Annotated in this window: 21 protein-coding genes; 2 read left to right on the forward strand and 19 right to left on the reverse strand. The window is 57.5% G+C overall.

The window, feature by feature from the left end:
• Positions 1-35: 35 nt before the first annotated feature.
• From rpoS to cysG, 13 genes are all read right to left on the reverse strand, one after another.
• Positions 36-1,028, reverse strand: a complete 993-nt coding sequence (gene rpoS / locus SPH27_RS18915) for an RNA polymerase sigma factor RpoS (RefSeq protein ID WP_008499600.1) — start codon at positions 1,026-1,028, stop codon at positions 36-38.
• A gap of 59 nt (positions 1,029-1,087) precedes the next feature.
• The gene (gene nlpD / locus SPH27_RS18920) at positions 1,088-2,212 is read right to left on the reverse strand and encodes a murein hydrolase activator NlpD (RefSeq protein ID WP_033146405.1); all 1,125 of its coding nucleotides are present in this window, start codon (positions 2,210-2,212) and stop codon (positions 1,088-1,090) included.
• 116 nt (positions 2,213-2,328) lie between these two features.
• Positions 2,329-2,955, reverse strand: coding sequence for a protein-L-isoaspartate(D-aspartate) O-methyltransferase (locus tag SPH27_RS18925; protein WP_023333224.1), 627 nt, complete (start codon positions 2,953-2,955; stop codon positions 2,329-2,331).
• Positions 2,949-3,710, reverse strand: a complete 762-nt coding sequence (gene surE / locus SPH27_RS18930; protein ID WP_023333225.1) for a 5'/3'-nucleotidase SurE — start codon at positions 3,708-3,710, stop codon at positions 2,949-2,951. The genes SPH27_RS18925 and surE overlap by 7 nt, the downstream gene beginning before the upstream one ends.
• Complete coding sequence (truD, locus tag SPH27_RS18935) at positions 3,691-4,740, reverse strand: tRNA pseudouridine(13) synthase TruD (protein ID WP_048979258.1); 1,050 nt, start codon at positions 4,738-4,740, stop codon at positions 3,691-3,693. The genes surE and truD overlap by 20 nt, the downstream gene beginning before the upstream one ends.
• Complete coding sequence (gene ispF, locus SPH27_RS18940; RefSeq protein ID WP_029741541.1) at positions 4,737-5,216, reverse strand: 2-C-methyl-D-erythritol 2,4-cyclodiphosphate synthase; 480 nt, start codon at positions 5,214-5,216, stop codon at positions 4,737-4,739. Before ispF ends, truD begins: the two co-directional genes overlap by 4 nt.
• Positions 5,216-5,926, reverse strand: a complete 711-nt coding sequence (gene ispD / locus SPH27_RS18945; RefSeq protein WP_182071560.1) for a 2-C-methyl-D-erythritol 4-phosphate cytidylyltransferase — start codon at positions 5,924-5,926, stop codon at positions 5,216-5,218. The genes ispF and ispD overlap by 1 nt, the downstream gene beginning before the upstream one ends.
• Before the next feature lie 19 nt (positions 5,927-5,945).
• Positions 5,946-6,257 (reverse strand): cell division protein FtsB, encoded by a 312-nt coding sequence (gene ftsB / locus SPH27_RS18950; RefSeq protein WP_008499609.1) that lies wholly within the window; start codon positions 6,255-6,257, stop codon positions 5,946-5,948.
• A gap of 166 nt (positions 6,258-6,423) precedes the next feature.
• Positions 6,424-6,750 carry a DUF3561 family protein gene (locus tag SPH27_RS18955; RefSeq protein WP_008499610.1) on the reverse strand — a complete coding sequence of 109 codons (327 nt, stop codon included), beginning with the start codon at positions 6,748-6,750 and terminating at the stop codon, positions 6,424-6,426.
• A 58-nt stretch (positions 6,751-6,808) separates the two neighbouring features.
• Positions 6,809-7,414 (reverse strand): adenylyl-sulfate kinase, encoded by a 606-nt coding sequence (gene cysC, locus SPH27_RS18960; protein WP_010434543.1) that lies wholly within the window; start codon positions 7,412-7,414, stop codon positions 6,809-6,811.
• Positions 7,414-8,838 (reverse strand): sulfate adenylyltransferase subunit CysN, encoded by a 1,425-nt coding sequence (gene cysN, locus SPH27_RS18965; protein ID WP_023308996.1) that lies wholly within the window; start codon positions 8,836-8,838, stop codon positions 7,414-7,416. The genes cysC and cysN overlap by 1 nt, the downstream gene beginning before the upstream one ends.
• Positions 8,839-8,847: 9 nt before the next feature.
• Positions 8,848-9,756 carry a sulfate adenylyltransferase subunit CysD gene (gene cysD, locus SPH27_RS18970; protein ID WP_010434549.1) on the reverse strand — a complete coding sequence of 303 codons (909 nt, stop codon included), beginning with the start codon at positions 9,754-9,756 and terminating at the stop codon, positions 8,848-8,850.
• Positions 9,757-9,765: 9 nt separating this feature from the next.
• On the reverse strand, positions 9,766-11,124 hold the full coding sequence (gene cysG / locus SPH27_RS18975) for a siroheme synthase CysG (protein ID WP_048979256.1): 1,359 nt from the start codon (positions 11,122-11,124) through the stop codon (positions 9,766-9,768).
• 237 nt (positions 11,125-11,361) lie between these two features.
• Here cysG and SPH27_RS18980 point away from each other — a divergent pair, with 237 nt between their 5' ends.
• Positions 11,362-12,405 carry an aminopeptidase gene (locus SPH27_RS18980; RefSeq protein ID WP_182071559.1) on the forward strand — a complete coding sequence of 348 codons (1,044 nt, stop codon included), beginning with the start codon at positions 11,362-11,364 and terminating at the stop codon, positions 12,403-12,405.
• Between the two features lie 116 nt (positions 12,406-12,521).
• Here SPH27_RS18980 and cysH read toward each other — a convergent pair whose 3' ends face one another.
• Genes cysH through cysJ form a run of 3 tightly spaced genes read right to left on the reverse strand, consistent with a single transcriptional unit; the run spans position 12,522 to position 16,789 of the window.
• The gene (gene cysH, locus SPH27_RS18985; RefSeq protein ID WP_182071558.1) at positions 12,522-13,256 is read right to left on the reverse strand and encodes a phosphoadenosine phosphosulfate reductase; all 735 of its coding nucleotides are present in this window, start codon (positions 13,254-13,256) and stop codon (positions 12,522-12,524) included.
• A gap of 15 nt (positions 13,257-13,271) precedes the next feature.
• Complete coding sequence (cysI, locus tag SPH27_RS18990) at positions 13,272-14,984, reverse strand: assimilatory sulfite reductase (NADPH) hemoprotein subunit (protein WP_182071557.1); 1,713 nt, start codon at positions 14,982-14,984, stop codon at positions 13,272-13,274.
• Complete coding sequence (gene cysJ / locus SPH27_RS18995; protein ID WP_096151351.1) at positions 14,984-16,789, reverse strand: NADPH-dependent assimilatory sulfite reductase flavoprotein subunit; 1,806 nt, start codon at positions 16,787-16,789, stop codon at positions 14,984-14,986. Before cysJ ends, cysI begins: the two co-directional genes overlap by 1 nt.
• Positions 16,790-17,095: 306 nt before the next feature.
• Here cysJ and queD point away from each other — a divergent pair, with 306 nt between their 5' ends.
• A complete protein-coding gene (queD, locus tag SPH27_RS19000; protein WP_023309002.1) occupies positions 17,096-17,458 on the forward strand; it encodes a 6-carboxytetrahydropterin synthase QueD in 363 nt (120 codons plus the stop codon).
• Positions 17,459-17,486: 28 nt separating this feature from the next.
• On the opposite strand, the gene queE is transcribed toward queD, so the two are convergent.
• Genes queE through SPH27_RS19015 form a run of 3 tightly spaced genes read right to left on the reverse strand, consistent with a single transcriptional unit; the run spans position 17,487 to position 20,479 of the window.
• Positions 17,487-18,158: a 7-carboxy-7-deazaguanine synthase QueE gene (queE, locus tag SPH27_RS19005; protein ID WP_023333236.1), complete on the reverse strand. Its 672-nt coding sequence runs from the start codon at positions 18,156-18,158 to the stop codon at positions 17,487-17,489.
• 54 nt (positions 18,159-18,212) lie between these two features.
• Positions 18,213-18,920, reverse strand: coding sequence for an N-acetylmannosamine-6-phosphate 2-epimerase (locus tag SPH27_RS19010; protein ID WP_207167833.1), 708 nt, complete (start codon positions 18,918-18,920; stop codon positions 18,213-18,215).
• Positions 18,920-20,479, reverse strand: coding sequence for a PTS transporter subunit EIIC (locus SPH27_RS19015; RefSeq protein ID WP_033146417.1), 1,560 nt, complete (start codon positions 20,477-20,479; stop codon positions 18,920-18,922). Before SPH27_RS19015 ends, SPH27_RS19010 begins: the two co-directional genes overlap by 1 nt.
• Positions 20,480-20,487 lie beyond the last annotated feature (8 nt).

Raw genomic sequence — 20,487 nt, forward strand, 5'->3', positions numbered from 1 at the left:
CCTCTCACGACGGGCCTTTTTTGACGAAAGGTTGCTTATTCGCGGAACAGCGCTTCGATGTTCAGACCTTGCCCCTGCAGGATTTCACGCAGGCGGCGCAGACCTTCAACCTGAATCTGACGAACACGTTCACGGGTCAGGCCAATTTCGCGGCCGACGTCTTCCAGTGTCGCAGCTTCATACCCCAGTAAACCGAAACGACGTGCCAGCACTTCACGCTGTTTGGCGTTCAGCTCGAACAGCCATTTGACGATGCTCTGCTTCATGTCATCGTCCTGCGTGGTGTCTTCCGGACCGTTGTCTTTTTCATCGGCCAGGATGTCCAGCAGCGCTTTTTCGGAGTCGCCACCCAGCGGGGTGTCAACGGAGGTAATGCGCTCGTTGAGACGCAGCATACGGCTTACGTCATCAACCGGTTTATCGAGTTGTTCGGCAATTTCTTCTGCGCTTGGCTCGTGGTCCAGTTTATGGGACAACTCGCGCGCGGTGCGCAGATAAACGTTCAACTCTTTGACGATGTGAATCGGCAGGCGGATCGTACGGGTCTGGTTCATAATAGCCCGTTCGATGGTCTGACGAATCCACCAGGTCGCGTAGGTTGAGAAACGGAACCCGCGTTCCGGGTCAAACTTCTCAACTGCGCGGATGAGACCTAAGTTGCCCTCTTCAATCAGATCCAGCAGAGCCAGACCACGATTGCCGTAACGGCGGGCAATTTTCACGACCAGTCGCAGGTTACTTTCAATCATGCGACGACGCGAGGCGACATCACCACGCAAAGCACGACGTGCGAAATAGACTTCTTCTTCGGCCGTTAGCAGTGGGGAGTAACCAATCTCCCCAAGGTAAAGCTGAGTCGCGTCCAGTACACGCTGTGTGGCACCCTGCGATAACAGCTCTTCTTCAGCCAAATCGTTATCACTGGGTTCCTCTTCTACTAAGGCTTTTTCGTCAAAAGCCTCTACTCCGTTCTCATCAAATTCCGCGTCTTCATTTAAATCATGAACTTTCAGCGTATTCTGACTCATAAGGTGGCTCCTACCCGTGATCCCTGAACGAGACACCCTGGCTGGCATGCCCCGTCAAATTATCGCTGCGGCAAGTACTGCAGCGGGTTTACGGATTTCCCCTTGTAACGAATTTCAAAATGCAAGCGTGTAGAACTGGTTCCGGTGCTACCCATGGTAGCGATTTTTTGCCCCGCCTTAACTTCTTGTTGTTCCCGGACCAGCATTGTGTCGTTATGGGCGTAGGCACTCAGGTAATCATCGTTATGTTTGATGATAATAAGATTACCGTAACCGCGCAGAGCGTTACCGGCATACACAACGCGCCCGTCTGCGGTCGCGATGATAGCCTGTCCTTTACTCCCTGCGATATCGATCCCTTTATTTCCCCCCTCGGAGGAAGAGAAGTTCTCGATAACCTTGCCGTCAGTTGGCCAGCGCCATGCAGAGATTGGCGAACTGGAGGTCATACTGCTGGCAGTCGGTTCAGTAGAGCTAACCACAGGTGCCGTCACCGGTGCTGTGACAACAGTCGCAGTCCCTTTATTATTCGGCAACATTTTGTTAGCAGTCTGATCACCTGAATCCTCAGAATACGTAATTACAGGTTGTGAAGCAACCACCGTGGTGGATTTTTGTGCAGGCTTAACGCTGTTATTTTGAGCCGTCACATCGGCCGCTGAAACGGTGTTGCCAGGCGTAAGCGGCGTGCCCGTCGCGTTACCAACCTGGAGCGTTTGCCCGACTTCCAGACCGTATGGGGCCTGGACGTTATTGCGCTGCGCGAGGTCACGGAAATCGTTCCCGGTGATCCACGCAATGTAGAACAGCGTATCCCCGCGTTTCACGGTATAGGTGCTGCCACCGGTATAGCTGCCTTTCGGAATGTTCCCATACTGACGGTTATAGACTATGCGGCCATTCTGGGTCTGAACAGGCTGTTCCACTGGCTGAATCTGCGTCGGCTGCGTCATTGGACGCTGAACCGGCTGGATTGGCGGATTTTGTTGCGCTGTAGAGGTACCCATTTTAGGCGGAGGAGTGATCAACATTCCGCCGGACGTGTTACCCGAGCCGCTGTTTCCGCCGACAGAACTGACGGGCGCAGGCGCGTTATTAGAACTTGTACAGCCTGCCAGCCAGAGCGAAACCAGTGATAATGCCGCAACACGGCTGATGGTGAATTTAGGGCTTCCCGCGCTCATTTATCCCCCAGGAATGTGTTAACTACCAGTGACTTAAAATTTACCGTGATGGCACGAATCTTTCGCGCCACACCATACGCTGAATTTGCCTTAATAACCCTGGATAATTCCGAGTCTCAGGCCAACTCCCCCTTTACCAGAGGCACAAAGCGCACGGCTTCCACGGTGTCGATAATAAACTCGCCGCCGCGCCGACGAACGCGCTTCAAAAGCTGCTGCTCGTCCCCGACGGGCAGAACAAGAATGCCCCCCTCATCCAGCTGCGACAACAGGGCCGCAGGAATTTCAGGCGGGGCCGCCGTCACGATGATCGCGTCAAACGGCGCGCGCGCCTTCCAACCCTGCCATCCATCACCGTGTCGTGTCGAAACATTATGTAAATCAAGTTGTTTCAGGCGACGACGCGCCTGCCACTGTAAACCTTTAATCCGTTCAACGGAGCATACATGATGAACCAGATGCGCCAGGATCGCGGTTTGATACCCCGACCCGGTGCCAATCTCCAGCACGCGGGAGTCAGGCGTCAGCTCCAGCAGCTCCGTCATGCGCGCCACCATGTAAGGCTGCGAAATCGTCTGGCCCTGTCCGATGGGCAGCGCCACGTTTTCCCACGCTTTGTGTTCAAACGCCTCGTCTACAAATTTCTCACGCGGAACCTGAGCAAGCGCTTCAAGCACGTGCTCGTCGCGGATCCCCTGCGCGCGGAGTTGTTCCAGAAGAGTTTGTACACGTTTGTTTACCATTGCGCGTTCACTCCTGCGCGATCCAGCCAGCCCGACACCACATCATGCGCGCTATACGCGGTTAAATCTACGTGCAGCGGGGTAACCGAAACATAGCCTTCCTCCACGGCGGCAAAGTCGGTATCCGGACCCGCATCGCACTTATCGCCGGGAGGGCCAATCCAGTAAAGCGTGTTGCCGCGAGGATCCTGCTGCGGGATCACCTGATCGGCAGGATGTCGGCTTCCGCAACGGGTGACGCGAATGCCTTTAATTTCATCGAGAGGAAGATCCGGCACGTTGATGTTGAGGATGCGCCCGGTACGCAACGGCTCGCGGCCGAGCGCCCGCAGGATCGAACAGGTCACCGCGGCGGCGGTGTCGTAGTGCGTGTGGCCGTTTAACGAGACCGCCAGCGCCGGGAATCCAAGATGGCGCCCTTCCATTGCGGCCGCCACGGTGCCGGAGTAAATCACGTCATCGCCGAGGTTAGGACCGGCGTTAATGCCGGAAACAACGATATCCGGACGCGGCCGCATCAGCGCGTTCACGCCCAGAAAAACGCAGTCGGTTGGCGTGCCCATCTGCACGGCAATATCGCCATTTTCAAAGGTAAAGGTGCGAAGCGACGACTCCAGCGTCAGGGAGTTAGACGCTCCACTGCGGTTACGATCGGGCGCCACGACCTGCACGTCCGCGAATTCGCGGAGGTGTTTCGCCAGGGTCTGAATGCCTGGCGCGTGGATACCGTCATCGTTACTCAGCAATATTCGCATAATCACCCGAGGTGTTGATAAGTTCCCTGACAACACTGGTGGCAAAGCTACCTGCCGGTAGCCAGAAGCGTAACTCGACGGTCACGTCATCCCACCAGTTCCAGCTTAACTGCTGCGGATAGAGCAGCATCGCGCGGCGTGCCGCTTCGACTTTTTCCCGCACCAGCAAGGATTGCAATTCTGGCGCATCCGCTACGGCTAACTGCTCGGCAGCCAGCGCGTCGCCCTGTGTTCCCCAGTCGCCCGTACCAGGCAGCGCGGCGGTAATCATCAGCGCTTTTGCGTCCACGCGCGACTGCACATCGGCCATTTCTTCAGCCGTTGCCACAAACCAGCTTCCGCGTCCCGCTAATTGTAGCGCATCGCCAACAACAACTTGATTCGCGTCCGGTTTTTTCAGCCTTTCGCTCACAATCTGATTAAACAACGCGCTGCGGGCCGCCGACAACCAAAAACTGCGTTTATTCCTGTCGCGCACCGGGGCATCGCTTTGCGCCCAGCGCAGCGCACCCTGCAGGTTGCTGCCGCCAATGCCAAAGCGCTGCGCGCCAAAGTAGTTCGGTACACCGCGTTCACTGATCGCGTTCAGACGTTTTTCAACGTCTTCGCGGTGAGACACTTCACGCAGCACCAGCGTAAAGTCGTTCCCCTTCAACGCCCCCAGACGCAGTTTGCGCTTGTGGCGGGCGAATTCCAGTACCTTACAGCCTTCAAGCTCAAATTTGCTTAAATCAGGCATCGTATTGCCGGGAACGCGCGCGCAGAGCCACTGTTCCGTGACGGCGTGTTTATCTTTCTGTCCGGCAAAGCTCACTTCGCGGGCATGGATTTTGAGGAATTTTGCCAGCGCGTCGGCCACAAAGCGGGTATTGCAGCCATTTTTCAGAATACGCACCAGGATATGTTCGCCTTCGCCATCCGGCTCAAAGCCCAGATCCTCCACCACGAGGAAATCTTCCGGGCTGGCTTTCAGCACCCCGTTCCCCTGCGGTTTAGCGTGCAGGTATGTCAGGTTGTCGAAGTCTGTCATTTGCTCGCCTTCAGCAGCAGCGCCACGGCTTCACAGGCAATTCCTTCTCCACGCCCGGTAAAGCCCAGCTTCTCGGTCGTCGTCGCTTTAACGTTCACGTCGTCCATATGGCAGCCCAGATCTTCTGCAATAAACACGCGCATCTGCGGAATATGCGGCAGCATTTTCGGGGCCTGGGCAATAATCGTCACGTCGACGTTGCCGAGGGTGTAGCCTTTCGCCTGAATGCGGCGCCACGCTTCGCGCAGCAGTTCGCGGCTGTCCGCCCCTTTAAATGCCGGGTCGGTGTCCGGGAACAGCTTGCCGATATCGCCCAGCGCGGCAGCGCCCAACAGCGCGTCGGTCAGCGCATGCAGTGCCACGTCGCCATCAGAATGCGCCAGCAGTCCTTTTTCATAGGGAATGCGCACGCCACCAATGATAATTGGGCCTTCTCCGCCAAAGGCGTGTACATCAAAACCGTGTCCAATTCGCATTATGCCTTCTCCTGATGGGTCGAACGGGTAAGATAAAATTCCGCAAGCTGTAAATCTTCCGGACGCGTCACTTTAATATTATCAGCGCGTCCTTCAACAAGCTCAGGGTGGAAACCGCAATACTCCAGCGCGGAGGCTTCGTCCGTGATGGTCGCACCTTCTTTAAGCGCTCGCGTTAAGCAGCCGTGGAGTAATTCGCGGGGGAAAAATTGTGGCGTCAGCGCGTGCCATAAATCGACGCGATCGACGGTGTGGGCGATAGCCTGTTTGCCCGGCTCGGCGCGCTTCATAGTGTCGCGCACCGGCGCGGCCAGAATCCCGCCAACCTTGCTCGTTTCGCTCAGCGCCAGCAGGCGCGCAAGATCGTCCTGATGCAGGCACGGACGCGCCGCGTCATGTACCAGCACCCACGGCGCGTTTCCGGCGGCCTGAATGCCCGCCAGCACGGAATCGGCGCGTTCGGCGCCACCGTCAACGACGGTAATGTGTGGATGATTTGCCAGCGGCAGCTGCGCGAAGCGCGCATCGCCAGGGCTGATAGCGATGATCACACGCGTCACCCGCGGGTGCGCCAGCAGCGCCGCCACGGCGTGCTCGAGGATCGTTTTATCGCCAATAGAGAGGTACTGCTTGGGACATTCTGTCTGCATGCGCCGGCCAAAACCTGCGGCCGGCACCACGGCGCATACGTCCGAAAAAGTTACTGCCATGTCGTAATCCTGGGCCTGATTATCGATTGTTTTGTGCTGAGCCCTGATTGCGTTTAGACGCATCCGGAACCAGACGATAAAAGGTTTCGCCCGGCTTAGTCATACTGAGTTCATTGCGTGCGCGTTCCTCAATCGCCTCTTGCCCGCCATTGAGGTCATCAATTTCAGCAAAGAGTTGATCGTTTCGCGCCTTAAGTTTGGCGTTTGTTGCCTGCTGAGCCGCGACGTCATCGCTCACCCGGCTATAGTCGTGCAGTCCGTTCTTACCGAACCACAGCGAATATTGCAGCCAGATTAGCAAAGCCAGCAACAGCAGCGTTAGTTTACCCATCCTGCCCCCTGAAAAACGGCATCATCATCCCAAGACTTCCCCAGAGCACTACGCCGGGGTAACAGAGATGCCGCAACATCGCGGGCAAATGTACCACATTTTTTCCGCAGAATCGTCCTGCTCAATATCGTTACACAGTTGGTTACGGTTTGAATTATGGCTGAAGTTAGCCCATGAGCCACAAAAATAACAGACCAAACATGAGAACCACCGTCACAATCGTGACCACGGTGCTGTACAGGAGCTTACCGTTGAGCAGCGAGTGCAGCGCAATGCCGACGACAACCGCCACGGGCATCAACGCCAGAAAGAAAGGCCAGGTGTAGAGAAAGAAGAACAGCGTGTTGCCGCCGTAGATGAGAAACGGAATGCCAAGCGCCAGCAGCCATGAGACGAAGCCAATGATGGCCCCAGGAAATGACCAGGTCGTTTCGTCGTCGGTCGCTAGCGGCTCCGACCCGGTGGTGGTGATGTAATGTTCACTGTTGCGCATAGCTAATCCTGTGACCGTGACTGATCGTTCGGGAAGACAGCTCCCGAACGATACCGCCTCAGGATCTGATAATATCGTCCCGTCTGAGCAGGTCTAATAATTGGCTTACTAAATTTGTTACCAATTGTTGACCTTCCAGGTGAATTTCAGGCGATTCAGGCGCTTCGTATACCGCGTCAATTCCGGTGAAGTTGCGCAGTTCTCCGGCACGCGCTTTCTTGTACAGCCCTTTCGGGTCGCGCGCTTCGCAAATCTCCAGCGGCGTATCGACAAACACCTCGATAAAGCGATCCTGGCCCACGCGTTCGCGCACCATCTGGCGCTCGGCGCGGTGCGGAGAGATAAACGCGGTCAGCACCACCAGCCCGGCGTCAGCCATCAGGCTGGCGACTTCGCCCACCCGGCGGATGTTCTCTTTGCGGTCATCGTCGCTAAACCCTAAATCGCTGCACAGGCCGTGACGCACGTTGTCGCCATCCAGCAGGTACGTGCTTACGCCCTGCTGATGCAACGCCTCTTCCAGCGCGCCTGCCACCGTCGATTTACCCGAGCCGGACAGCCCGGTAAACCACAGCACAACCCCACGATGACCGTGGAGCTGTTCGCGCTGGGCGACGGTGACCGGATGAGGATGCCAGACGACGTTCTCATCATGGGCGGCCATTACTTGCCTCCCAGCAGATCGCGTGCACCCCAGTGCGGAAAGTGTTTACGCACCAGCGCGTTCAGTTCCAGCTCGAAGGCGCTGAATTCAGACGTCGCGGCAGCCTGTTTAATCGGTTCGCGCACCATACCGGCCCCGACGGTAACGTTGGTCAGCCTGTCGATAAAGATAAGACCTCCCGTGACCGGGTTCTGCTGATACGGATCCAGCACCAGCGGTTCGTCGAAGGTCAGATCGACCAGACCAATGCCGTTCAGCGGCAGCTCGGTGACGTCACGCTGGGTCAGGTTGTTGATATCCACCTGGAACTGAATACCGTCCACGCGGGCGCGGGTTTTCTTGCCGGCAATTTTGATGTCATAGCTCTGGCCAGCGGTCAGCGGCTGTTCTGCCATCCAGACCACGTCCACGGAAGCCCCCTGCACTGCCGCCAGCGTTTCCTGCGCGTCGACCAGCAGGTCGCCCCGGCTGATATCAATTTCGTCTTTCAGCACCAGCGTTACGGCTTCACCGGCGCCCGCTTCCTGCAGGTCACCGTCGAAGGTGACGATGCGGGCGATGGTCGATTCAACGCCGGATGGCAGCACCTTGACGCGCTGACCTACCTTCACGGAGCCTGACGCGAGGGTGCCTGAGAAGCCGCGGAAATCGAGGTTTGGACGGTTCACGTACTGCACCGGGAAGCGCATCGGCTGGGTATCGACCACGCGCTGAATTTCAACGGTTTCCAGCACTTCCAGCAGCGTCGGACCGCTGTACCACGGCATGTTCGCGCTCTGGGAGGCGACGTTATCCCCTTCCAGCGCCGAGAGTGGTACAAAGCGAATATCCAGGTTGCCCGGCAGCTGTTCGGCAAAGGTCAGATAGCTCTGGCGGATCTCCTCGAACTTCTCTTCGCTGAAGTTCACCAGATCCATCTTGTTGACCGCCACCACCAGGTGTTTGATCCCCAGCAGCGTCGAGATAAAGCTGTGACGACGGGTCTGATCCAGCACGCCTTTACGCGCGTCCATCAGCAGGATCGCCAGGTCGCAGGTAGACGCGCCGGTCGCCATGTTGCGGGTGTACTGCTCGTGCCCCGGGGTATCGGCGATAATAAATTTGCGCTTCTCGGTAGAGAAGTAGCGGTAGGCCACATCGATGGTGATGCCCTGCTCGCGCTCCGCCTGCAGGCCGTCCACCAGCAGCGCCAGGTCGAGTTTTTCACCCTGGGTGCCGTGACGTTTACTGTCGTTATGCAGGGAAGAGAGCTGATCTTCGTAAATCTGGCGCGTATCGTGCAGCAGGCGGCCAATCAGGGTACTTTTCCCGTCATCCACGCTGCCGCAGGTCAGAAAACGCAGCAGGCTTTTGTGTTGTTGCGCGTGCAGATACGCTTCCACGCCGCCTTCGTTGGCAATTTGTTGAGCAATAGTGGTGTTCATGGCGGCTCCTTAGAAATAACCCTGACGTTTCTTCAGCTCCATGGAGCCTGCCTGGTCGCGGTCAATCACGCGCCCCTGTCGCTCGCTGGTGGTGGACACCAGCATCTCTTCGATGATCTCCGGCAGCGTCTGCGCGCTGGATTCCACCGCCCCGGTCAGCGGCCAGCAGCCGAGGGTACGGAAGCGCACCATCTGTTGTTTGATCACTTCGCCCGGCTGCAGGTCGATGCGATCGTCGTCGATCATCATCAGCATGCCGTCGCGCTCCAGCACCGGGCGCTCGGCGGCCAGATACAGCGGAACGATTTCGATGTTTTCCAGATAGATGTACTGCCAGATGTCCAGCTCGGTCCAGTTGGAGAGCGGGAAGACGCGAATGCTTTCGCCTTTGTTGATCTGGCCGTTGTAGTTGTGCCACAGCTCCGGACGCTGGTTTTTCGGATCCCAGCGGTGGAAGCGGTCACGGAAGGAGTAGATACGCTCTTTGGCGCGGGATTTCTCCTCGTCACGGCGCGCGCCGCCGAAGGCCGCGTCAAAACCGTATTTGTTCAGCGCCTGCTTCAGCCCTTCGGTTTTCATGATATCGGTGTGCTTGGCGCTGCCGTGCACGAACGGGTTAATGCCCATCGCCACCCCTTCCGGGTTTTTATGCACCAGCAGCTCGCAGCCGTAGGCTTTCGCGGTACGGTCGCGGAACTCGTACATTTCGCGGAATTTCCAGCCGGTATCCACGTGCAGCAGCGGGAACGGCAGCGTGCCCGGATAAAACGCTTTACGCGCCAGATGCAGCATGACGCTGGAATCTTTACCGATGGAGTACATCATCACCGGGTTAGAAAACTCGGCGGCCACTTCGCGGATGATATGGATACTCTCCGCTTCGAGCTGCCGCAGGTGTGTAAGACGTTTTTGGTCCATAACCGTTCCTTAAGCCAAATTTACGACAGAAGAACCAAAGCCTTCTGTATCGGTTGTGTGTTGGAACCAGGCGAGCGTGCTGTGCAGCTGCACCACTTCACCCACCACGATCAGGGCGGGCATCGGGGCGTCTTTCGCCAGGGTTGCAAGATGTTCCAGCGTGCCCGTCGCAACGTGCTGATCGACGCGCGTGCCGCGAGAAATGACGGCAACGGGCGTCGTCGCCTCGCGACCGTGCTGAATAAGCTGTTCGCTGATATCCGCCGCCTTCATCGTGCCCATGTAGATCGCCAGCGTCTGGCGGCTCTGGGCGAGATGCGACCAGTCGAACGGCGTGCTGTCGGCCTTGTAGTGGCCGGTCACAAAGGTCACGCTCTGGGCGTAATCGCGGTGGGTCAACGGAATACCGGCGTAGGCCGTTACCGCAGAGGCCGCCGTGATGCCGGGTACCACCTGGAACGGTACGCCCGCTTCGGCTGCCGCCTGCAGCTCTTCGCCGCCGCGACCGAAAATGAACGGATCGCCCCCTTTCAGGCGCACCACGGTTTTACCCGCTTTGGCGGCGGCAACCAGCATCTGGTTGGTGTCGTGCTGCGGCACCGAGTGCTCGCCAGCCCGTTTGCCGACGCAGATTTGCTCCGCGTCGCGACGGATCAGCTCGCGCACGCCGTCGGTGACCAGATGGTCGTAGAACACCACGTCCGCGTCCTGTAGCACCTGCAGGCCGCGCAGCGTCAGAAGCCCGGCATCGCCCGGCCCTGCCCCCACCAGAATGATCTCCCCGCCCGTGCTGCCGGGGTTATCCAGTTCGTCCTCGAGGATTTTCTGCGCTGCCGTCTCATTACCGGCATGCATCAGGCTGGCAAAGCGGCCGCGAAACACGCGCTCCCAGAAGCGACGGCGTTCCGTTACGCTGGTCAGGCGCGTTTTCAGGTGGTTGCGCCAGTAGCTGGCTTTTTCCGCCATGCGCCCGAGGCTGGTCGGCAGCAGCGCTTCGATTTTTTCACGCAGCACGCGCGCCAGCACCGGTGCGGTACCGCCGGAGGAGATCGCCACCAGCAGCGGAGAACGGTCAACGATCGACGGGAAGATGAACGAACATAACGGCTGGTCGTCCACCACGTTCACCAGGCGGTAGCGGGCCTGAGCGGCATCGGAAATCCGCCGGTTCAGGTCGCGATCTTCGGTCGCCGCAATTACCAGCACGACGCTGTCGATTTGTGATTCGTCAAAATCCGCTTCTGCCACTACCCGCACCTGCGCCCCTGCGCGCTGCAAAAACGCGATTTTGCGATCGGCAATTTCACCCGTGCCAACAACCAGCACCGGCTTCTCTTTTATCGCGGCAAATAAGGGCAGATAGTCCACAAGCAACAACTCACTAACAACGAGGAATAAAGGGACTATAGGGGGCGGCTTAGACCGAATGAAATTACGAATTGGAATGAGTAGTTACTCAATGGAATAACGCCGTGAAAAAGCTAATACCAAAAAGTGCTTAACACGCGAAATATCGGGCATTTAAGAGCAATTCAAATTGTGTATGGACGATCACAGTTTCATACTAGGCGGGTTAATATTTTGCTCAGTTTTTAAGGACTCACTATGTTTTCCGCAACGCGCCACCGTATTGCTGCCCTGGCGCTCGGCGTTTGCTTTATTCTTCCTGCCCAGGCAAAAAACCAACCTTATGGTGAAATCGCCACTATGCAGGCGCGGCATATTGCCACCGTCTTCCCTGGCCGCATGACCGGCTCGCCTGCGGAGATGCTCTCTGCGGACTATCTTCGCCAGCAGTTTGCCGGGATGGGCTACCAGAGCGATATCCGGTCGTTTCACAGCCGCTACGTCTATACCTCACGAAATAAAACGAAAAACTGGCATAACGTGACCGGCAGTACGGTTATCGCGGCGCATGAAGGTCGCGCGGCTGAACAGATTATTATCATGGCGCACCTTGATACCTACGCCCCGATGAGCGATGCCGATACGGATAACAACCTCGGCGGGCTGACGCTGCAGGGCATGGACGACAACGCGGCGGGCCTGGGCGTGATGCTCGAACTGGCCGAGCGGATGAAAGATATTCCAACCCAGTATGGTATTCGTTTCGTTGCCACCAGCGGTGAAGAAGAGGGCAAACTCGGCGCTGAGAATCTCCTTAAACGCATGAGCGCTGAGGAGAAGAAAAATACGCTGCTGGTGATCAACCTCGATAACCTGATCGTCGGCGATAAGCTTTATTTCAACAGCGGGCAGAGTACGCCGGGACCCGTGCGGAAACTGACGCGCGACCGGGCGCTGGCGATTGCCCGCAGCCATGGCGTTTTTGCCACGACCAATCCGGGCGGGAATCCTGCTTTCCCACGCGGAACAGGCTGCTGCAACGACGGGGAAGTCTTCGATAAGGCGGGCATTCCGGTGCTGTACGTGGAAGCGACAAACTGGGCATTGGGCAAGAAAGATGGCTATCAGCAACGCGCTAAATCGAAAGCCTTCCCGGACGGTACAAGCTGGCACAACGTGATGCTGGATAATCAGCTGCACATTGACAGCGCGCTGCCGCAGCGGATTGAGCACCGCAGTCGTGATGTGGTGAAGGTCATGCTGCCGCTGGTGAAGGAGCTGGCGAAAGCGGGGAAAGCCTAGTGCTTATTTTCCCCTCACCCCTGCCCTCTCCCTTAAGGGGCGAGGGAGAAAAGACGGCTCCGAGCAATCCCCTCTCCCCTTAGGGGCGAGGGTTAGGGTGAGGGGGGGATAAGGAATCATCCTTCGTGCAGCCCGCACTCGCGCTTCAGCCCAAAGAATCGCGTCTCTTCTTCCGCCATTCCCGGTTCCCATTTGCGCGTGGTGTGGGTGTCGCCCACCGACAGATAGCCCTGGTCCCACAGCGGATGGTACTTCAGCCCGTGTTTTTGCAGATACTGATACACCGTACGGTTATCCCAGTCGATAATCGGCAGCACTTTAAATACCCCGCGCTGGACCGCCAGCACCGGTAAGGTTGCACGGCTGCCGGACTGCTCGCGGCGCAGCCCCGCAAACCACGTCTGCGCATTGAGCTCTTTCAGCGCCCGGTTCATCGGCTCGACTTTGTTGATCTCATTGTATTTCTCAATGCCCTCAACGCCCTGCTCCCACAGCTTACCGTAGCGCGCCTCCTGCCAGGCCGCGCTTTCCGCCGCACGGTACACTTTGAGGTTCAGCTTGAGCTTGTCCGTCAGCTCGTCAATAAACTGGTAGGTTTCAGGAAACAGGTAGCCGGTATCGGTGAGGATCACCGGAATGTCCGGACGGATCTGATTCACCAGATGCAGGCTGACCGCCGCCTGAATACCAAAGCTCGACGAGAGCACATAGTCTCCCGGCAGGTTTTCCAGCGCCCACGCCACGCGCCCTTCGGCGTCCAGCTTTTCAAGGCGGGCATTGGTTTCTGCCAGCGCCAGAATGCGTTCGACTTTAGGCAGATCGTTAAGGGCGTTTAGATCGAGTACGGACATAATTACCTCTCGTGGTTACTCCCAGAAATCCCTTGCGGGATCGAGCACCGGGCGAATGATGCCCGCACGCACCGTAAAGTCGCCGAAGCCTTCACCCGCTTCGCGCTCTTTCGCCCAGCGCCCGACAAGCTCGTCGATGGAATCAAGGATTTCCGGCTCGGTAATGTTCTCGCGGAACATACGCGGAATGCGCGTGCCGATACGGTTACCGCCCAGGTGCAAGTTGTAACGACCCGGCGCTTTCCCCACCAGACCCAGCTCGGCCAGCATCGCGCGGCCGCAGCCGTTCGGGCAGCCGGTGACGCGCATAACAATATGCTCGTCCGGAATACCGTGTTTTTCCAGAATCGCCTCCACTTTGTCAGTGAATGACGGCAGGAAACGTTCCGCTTCGGCCATCGCCAGCGGACAGGTCGGGAACGACACGCAGGCCATGGAGTTTTCACGCTGCGGCTTAACCGCATCCATTAACCCGTGATCGCGCGCCAGCTTCTCGATCTTCGCCTTCTGGCTTTCCGGCACGCCGGCAATAATGAGATTCTGGTTAGCGGTAATGCGGAATTCGCCTTTATGGATCTTAGCAATTTCCAGCAGACCGGTTTTCAGCGGACGGCCCGGATAATCCTGAATACGACCGTTTTCGATAAACAGCGTCAGGTGCCATTTATTGTCGATACCTTTCACCCAGCCAATGCGATCGCCGCGACCGGTGAATTCGTAAGGGCGGATCGGCTCAAATTTGATGCCCGCACGACGCTCCACTTCCTCTTTGAACGTCTCAACGCCCACGCGCTCCAGGGTGTATTTGGTTTTCGCGTTTTTACGGTCGGTACGGTTGCCCCAGTCGCGCTGCGTGGTCACTACCGCTTCCGCCACGGCCAGCGTGTGCTCCAGCGGCAGGAAGCCGAACTCGCTCGCGGTGCGGGCGTAGGTTTTCTTATTACCGTGTTCAATGGACAGGCCGCCGCCCACCAGCAGGTTAAAGCCAATCAGCTTGCCGTTTTCAGCAATCGCCACGAAGTTCATGTCGTTGGCGTGCAGGTCGATATCGTTCTGCGGTGGGATCACGACCGTGGTTTTAAACTTACGCGGCAGATAGGTCTGGCCAAGGATCGGTTCTTCGTCCGTGGTCGCGACTTTTTCCTGATCGAGCCAAATCTCCGCATAGGCGCGGGTGCGCGGCAGCAGGTGCTCAGAGATCTTCTTCGCCCACTCGTACGCTTCGGCGTGCAGCTGGGACTCATACGGGTTCGACGTGCAGAGCACGTTACGGTTCATGTCGTTGGCGGTCGCCAGCGCGTCCAGCCCGACCGAGTGCAGCATCTGATGCACCGGCTTGACGTTCTTCTTCAGAATGCCGTGGAACTGGAAGGTCTGACGGTTGGTCAGGCGGATGCTGCCATAAATCGTGTTTTCACCGGCAAACTTGTCGATGGCCTGCCACTGTTTGGTGGTGATCACCCCGCCCGGCAGACGGCAGCGCAGCAGCATCGCATGACGCGGCTCCAGCTTCTGTTCGGCACGCTCGGCGCGGATGTCGCGATCGTCCTGCTGGTACATACCGTGGAAGCGGATCAGCAGGAAGTTGTCGCCTTTGAAGCCGCCGGTGAGACCGTCATTCAGATCTTCAGCAATGGTGCCGCGCAGATAGTTGCTTTCCAGCTTCATGCGCTCGGCGTCTGTCAGTTTACCTTCGACCACCAGTGGCCCTGGATGTTTTTCGCTCATTAGTAGACATCTCGCTGATAACGGCGCTCAACGCGCAGCTCACTTAAAAATTCATCCGCCGTTTCGGCATCCATACCGCCGAATTCGGCAATCACTTCCAGCAGTGCCTGCTCAACGTCTTTCGCCATGCGATTGGCGTCGCCGCAGACATAAATGTGGGCGCCGTCATTGATCCAGCGCCACAGCTCTGCGCCCTGTTCGCGCAGTTTGTCTTGTACGTATACTTTTTCTTTCTGGTCGCGGGACCAGGCCAGATCGATGCGGGTCAGTACGCCTTCTTTCACATAGCGCTGCCACTCAACCTGGTAGAGGAAATCCTCGGTAAAGTGCGGGTTGCCGAAGAACAGCCAGTTTTTACCCGGCGCTTCATCTGCCGCGCGCTGCTGCATGAAGGCGCGGAACGGCGCAATGCCTGTGCCTGGGCCAATCATGATGACCGGCGTTTCCGGGTTCGCCGGCAGGCGGAAGTTGTCGTTGTGCTCGATAAAGACGCGCACTTCGCCCTCTTCTTCCACGCGATCCGCCAGGAAGCTTGATGCCCCACCCGCGCGGGCGCGGCCTTCGATGTCGTAGCGCACCACGCCGACGGTAATATGCACTTCACTCTCCACTTCGGCCTGCGAAGAGGCGATGGAGTACAGGCGCGGCGTCAGCGGACGCAGCAGGCCGATCAGCGCATCGGCATCCAGCTGAGCCGGAGAGAAACGCACCATATCGACAATTGGCGTCGTCGCGGCGTAATGCTGCAGTTTCGCCTTGTCGCCCACCAGCGGCAGCAGGGATTCGCTGCGCGTTAAGGTGGCATAATTTTCGACGATGTTCGGGGTGTTGACCGTCAGTTCGAAATGCCACTGCAGCGCCTCTGCAAGCGGCTGGGTTTTGCCGTCAACGGTGACGGGCTCGTCACCCTTCAGCCACAGCAGCTCAACCAGCTCTTTCACCAGCGCCGGATCGTTCTGATACCAGATACCCAGCGCGTCGCCCGGCTGATAGCGCAGGCCAGAGTCGCCGAGATCGATTTCGATATGGCGCACGTCTTTTTCCGAATCGCGGCCGGTGATTTTCTGGTTCACCGACAGGCTCGCCGTCAGCGGCGCCTCTTTGGTGTACGGGCTGGTGTGAATGTCGTTGACGGCACCCGTCGCGGTGAACGCGGCCTGCGCCGACGTCTCTTTCGGCACGCGCGCTTTCAACACCTCAACGATGCGCGCACGCCATTCGGCGGCGGCGGTCTGGTATTCAACATCCGCGTCAACGCGGTCCAGCAGGCGCTCCGCGCCCAGCTCCGCCAGCCTGCTGTCGAAGTCTTTACCGGACTGGCAGAAGAATTCATAGGAGGTATCGCCAAGGCCAAATACGGCAAACGCCGTGCCATCCAGCTTCGGCGCTTTTTTCGAGAACAGGAACTTATGCAGCGCCACCGCTTCTTCAGCAGGCTCACCTTCGCCCTGGGTAGAGGCGACCACCACCAGCAGTTTTTCTGACGCGATTTGCTTAAATTTATAATCCCCGGCGTTGACCAGGTTCACGTTCAGTTTAGCGGCCAGCAGATCGTCACGCAGCGCTTCGGCCACGCGGCGCGCATTGCCCGTCTGCGAGGCGGAAATCAGGGTAATGGCCGGAATTTCAACGGCCGTTGCCGGTGCACCCGCCACAGCGCCAGGCTGCTGATTGAGCATTCCCCAGAAATAACCGGAGACCCAGGCAAGCTGAGTGGGAGAAAAATCAGAGGTGGCAGCCTGAAGGCGCGCCAGTTGCTCCGGGTTCAGGGGAAGCAAATTTGAAGGTGGGGCCTGTGTTGTCATGCGTCGTTATGTTCCAGTAGCCAAGCGGACTTTAAGCGAATAAATCCAAACTGAAGATAAGGTTAACGGCGAGGATAATAACAATTAAAGAAGGGATGGAAATAATAAATAACCAAATGGACTAACCTGTTTTAGTTGTCATACTTAGCGATAAAACCGATTAATTAACCCTCTGAAAATTATCGATAAAAGCATCAAAAAACGCCTGTTAACGAGACGCCAGGCTTCAGAGCCGTTTTAGTTAATGCTAAAAATTGTGCTTTCCGGTACTATGCGGCGGTTTTTTCCGCATTACTGAGAGCGATCATGTCCACCACACTGTTTAAAGATTTCACCTTCGAAGCCGCCCACCACCTTCCGCATGTCCCTGAAGGGCATAAATGCGGCCGTCTGCACGGGCATTCGTTCATGGTGCGTCTTGAGATCACCGGTGAAGTTGATCCGCATACCGGTTGGATCATGGATTTTGCCGAGCTGAAGGCGGCGTTTAAGCCGACCTACGATCGTCTGGATCATTACTACCTGAATGATATCCCGGGCCTTGAAAACCCGACCAGCGAAGTGCTGGCGAAATGGATTTGGGATCAGATGAAGCCGCTGGTGCCGCTGCTGAGCGCGGTGATGATCAAAGAGACCTGTACCGCCGGCTGTATCTATCGCGGGGAGTAAAAAAAGCCCGGCTAAACCGGGCTTTTTTTTAGGCAATATTCAGGTACTTATGCGTCTGCATCGACAGGCGCCAGTTGCGCGCAATACAGGTTTCAATGCACAGGCGCGTCGCGTCGTCTTTCTGGCTGATCGGCTGTAGCGCAATGACGCGCTGCTTTTCATCCGTCAGCGTTGCCAGCAGTTCATCCAGCGCTTCGATATCACGCACGCGCCCAACCGGGTGCTTAATCTCATCCGCGCGTTCCAGCGCCTGAGACAGCACGTCATACCCGCCGCGCATATTCACTTTTGGCGATACCGTCACCCAGGTGGTGTGTGAACAGCGCACTTCATGGGTGCCGCTGGTTTCAATCTGGCAGCTGTAGCCGTTCTTTTCGAGCAGCTCGGTCAGCGGCGTCAGATCGTGGATACAGGGTTCACCGCCGGTGATCACCACGTGGCGCGCCGTCCAGCCCTGACGACCAATAATGGCCAGCAGATCTTCTGAACTGCCCGCGCCCCACTTATCGCTCTCTTTGGTTTTCGCCAGTATGCTAAACAGCGACACTTCCCGATCTGCGAGCTTATCCCACGTATGTTTGGTATCACACCAGGCACAGCCAACCGGGCATCCCTGTAAACGAATGAAAATAGCGGGAACGCCGGTAAAGTAACCCTCGCCTTGCAGGGTCTGGAACATCTCGTTAATCGGGTACTGCATAGTCATCTCAGTAAAGGGGATAAACGATAAGTATCGCAGATCCCCGCCGGATGGTCATGCTCCATCGGTGCTTTGCGCGCCAATCGCCGCCATAAAACGCTCGGTAATTTGCTGTGGACGGGTGATGGCGCCGCCGACGACGACCATATGCGCGCCCAGCGCCAGGCATCTGGCCGCGCGTTCAGGCGTATCCACGTTGCCTTCGGCAACCACGGGAACCGTCACGGCAGCCAGCGCGGCCTTCAGGAACGCGCAGTCATTCTCCGGAAGCGAATGGCCCGCCGTTTCCGCCGTATAGCCGTAAAGCGTGGTCCCGACGCAGTCAAAGCCAAGCGCCTGCGCCGTCACTGCCTCTTCGACCGTGGAAATATCGGCCATCAGCAGTACTGAGGGGTAGCGCGAGCGGATGCGCGTGACCAGCGTTTCCAGGGATTCTCCACCGGGGCGCTCCCGCGCCGTCGCATCAAGCGCAATGATTTCCGGAGAGACGGTCATGAGCTCATCCACCTCTTTCATCGTGGCGGTGATAAACACCTCGCTTTCCGGGTAATCCCGTTTGATGATGCCGATAACAGGCAAAGAGACCTGCTGCTTAATGGCCTCGATATCCACCACGCTGTTGGCACGAATGGCAGCGGCTCCGCCCTGTGCCGCCGCCAGCGCCATGCGCGACATAATAAACGGGCTATGCAGCGGTTCATTTTCCAGCGCCTGACAGGAGACGACCAGTTTTCCCTTCAGGTTATCCAGTACAGTTTTCATTACGATAAGATCTCTTCCACTTCGTTTTTGATAATCGTGACGTGCGGGCCATAAATGACCTGAACCCCGTTACCGCGTACGATAACGCCGCGCGCGCCGGTGGCTTTCAGCGCCGCATCATTCACTTTGCTGCCGTCCTTCACCGTGACGCGAAGACGCGTGGCGCAGCAGTCCACCTCTTCCAGATTCTCTTTTCCGCCTAATCCCGCGATCACCGCAACGGCGCGCTCGCTCTGCGAGAAGGTCACCTCATTGGCCATCGCCTCCTTTTCCCGACCCGGCGTGGCAAAATCAAAACGGTTAATCAGGTAGCGGAAGGTGAAGTAGTAAAGGAAGAACCACGGCACGCCCACCAGGGGAACGAACATCCAGTTAGTTTTAGCCTCTCCCTGCAAAATGCCGAACAGCACGAAGTCAATAAAACCGCCGGAGAAGGTTTGCCCGATGGTGATATGCAGCATGTGCGCGAGCATGAACGCCAGCCCGTCAAACAACGCATGAATGACGTAAAGCACAGGCGCAATAAACAGGAAGGAGAACTCGATAGGCTCGGTAATCCCGGTCAGGAACGAGGTTAATGCCGCAGAGAGCAGCAGCCCGGCAACGCGCTTTTTGTTCTCCGGTTTTGCCGTGTGGTACATCGCCAGACACGCGCCGAGCAGGCCAAACATCATCGTAATAAAGCGCCCGGACATGAAGCGCGACGTGCCCTCATAGAAATGCTGCGTGTTCGGGTCGGCCAGCTGGGCGAAGAAGATCCGCTGTGTGCCCTCAACGAGGTGACCGTTGACAATCTCACTGCCGCCGAGCGCGGTGGTCCAGAACGGCAGATAGAAGATGTGGTGCAAACCAAACGGGCCCAGCATGCGTAAAATGAAGCCGTACAGCAGGGTGCCCAGATAGCCGGTGGCATCCACCAGCCCGCCGAGACCAAAAATCAGTTTCTGAAAATGCGGCCAGACCACCGTCATGAGCGCGCCGACGAGTATCGCCGCCAGCGAGCTGATGATGGGAACAAAGCGCGACCCGCCAAAGAACCCGAGGAACTGCGGAAGCGCAATTTTATTAAACCGATGATGGAGCGTGCAGGTCACCAGACCAATCACCACGCCGCCAAACACGCCGGTTTCCAGCGTCTGGATCCCCAGCGTCATGCCCTGCCCAACTGCACCCGGATTCTCATGCGCCAGTTTGCCGGTGAGGATCAGCAGCGCGTTGATGGTGGCATTCATCACCAGAAACGCGAGCAGCGCCGCCAGCCCAGCCGTGCCCTTATCGCTTTTTGCCAACCCGACGGCAACACCAACCGCAAACAGCACCGAGAGGTTCGCAAACACGATTGAACCGGCGCTGCTCATGATAGTGAAAATGGCCTGCAGCCAGCCCACATCTAAAAACGGATAAGCCGCCAGCGTATTGGGATTCGATAACGCGCCGCCTATCCCCAGCAGCAGGCCCGCCGCGGGCAGCACGGCGATGGGCAACATAAAGGATTTACCAAAGCGCTGCGCTTTTTCAAACCATCCCCCCGAAGAAGCACCACTGAACATTTGCATCATTTTTTCAT

The organism is Enterobacter sp. A103, from assembly GCF_034427535.1.
Classification (GTDB): domain Bacteria; phylum Pseudomonadota; class Gammaproteobacteria; order Enterobacterales; family Enterobacteriaceae; genus Enterobacter; species Enterobacter asburiae_B.

What these genes read in the sequence shown, in the direction of transcription:
- queE (WP_023333236.1), bottom strand. Translation starts at nt 18,158, where the DNA reads ATGCAGTACCCGATTAACGAGATGTTCCAGACCCTGCAAGGCGAGGGT.
- cysD (WP_010434549.1), bottom strand. Translation starts at nt 9,756, where the DNA reads ATGGACCAAAAACGTCTTACACACCTGCGGCAGCTCGAAGCGGAGAGT.
- SPH27_RS19010 (WP_207167833.1), bottom strand. Translation starts at nt 18,920, where the DNA reads ATGAAAACTGTACTGGATAACCTGAAGGGAAAACTGGTCGTCTCCTGT.
- ispD (WP_182071560.1), bottom strand. Translation starts at nt 5,926, where the DNA reads ATGGCAGTAACTTTTTCGGACGTATGCGCCGTGGTGCCGGCCGCAGGT.
- ftsB (WP_008499609.1), bottom strand. Translation starts at nt 6,257, where the DNA reads ATGGGTAAACTAACGCTGCTGTTGCTGGCTTTGCTAATCTGGCTGCAA.
- SPH27_RS18980 (WP_182071559.1), top strand. Translation starts at nt 11,362, where the DNA reads ATGTTTTCCGCAACGCGCCACCGTATTGCTGCCCTGGCGCTCGGCGTT.
- SPH27_RS18955 (WP_008499610.1), bottom strand. Translation starts at nt 6,750, where the DNA reads ATGCGCAACAGTGAACATTACATCACCACCACCGGGTCGGAGCCGCTA.
- cysN (WP_023308996.1), bottom strand. Translation starts at nt 8,838, where the DNA reads ATGAACACCACTATTGCTCAACAAATTGCCAACGAAGGCGGCGTGGAA.
- cysJ (WP_096151351.1), bottom strand. Translation starts at nt 16,789, where the DNA reads ATGACAACACAGGCCCCACCTTCAAATTTGCTTCCCCTGAACCCGGAG.
- nlpD (WP_033146405.1), bottom strand. Translation starts at nt 2,212, where the DNA reads ATGAGCGCGGGAAGCCCTAAATTCACCATCAGCCGTGTTGCGGCATTA.
- truD (WP_048979258.1), bottom strand. Translation starts at nt 4,740, where the DNA reads ATGACAGACTTCGACAACCTGACATACCTGCACGCTAAACCGCAGGGG.
- surE (WP_023333225.1), bottom strand. Translation starts at nt 3,710, where the DNA reads ATGCGAATATTGCTGAGTAACGATGACGGTATCCACGCGCCAGGCATT.
- SPH27_RS18925 (WP_023333224.1), bottom strand. Translation starts at nt 2,955, where the DNA reads ATGGTAAACAAACGTGTACAAACTCTTCTGGAACAACTCCGCGCGCAG.
- ispF (WP_029741541.1), bottom strand. Translation starts at nt 5,216, where the DNA reads ATGCGAATTGGACACGGTTTTGATGTACACGCCTTTGGCGGAGAAGGC.
- queD (WP_023309002.1), top strand. Translation starts at nt 17,096, where the DNA reads ATGTCCACCACACTGTTTAAAGATTTCACCTTCGAAGCCGCCCACCAC.
- SPH27_RS19015 (WP_033146417.1), bottom strand. Translation starts at nt 20,479, where the DNA reads ATGATGCAAATGTTCAGTGGTGCTTCTTCGGGGGGATGGTTTGAAAAA.
- cysC (WP_010434543.1), bottom strand. Translation starts at nt 7,414, where the DNA reads ATGGCCGCCCATGATGAGAACGTCGTCTGGCATCCTCATCCGGTCACC.
- cysI (WP_182071557.1), bottom strand. Translation starts at nt 14,984, where the DNA reads ATGAGCGAAAAACATCCAGGGCCACTGGTGGTCGAAGGTAAACTGACA.
- cysH (WP_182071558.1), bottom strand. Translation starts at nt 13,256, where the DNA reads ATGTCCGTACTCGATCTAAACGCCCTTAACGATCTGCCTAAAGTCGAA.
- rpoS (WP_008499600.1), bottom strand. Translation starts at nt 1,028, where the DNA reads ATGAGTCAGAATACGCTGAAAGTTCATGATTTAAATGAAGACGCGGAA.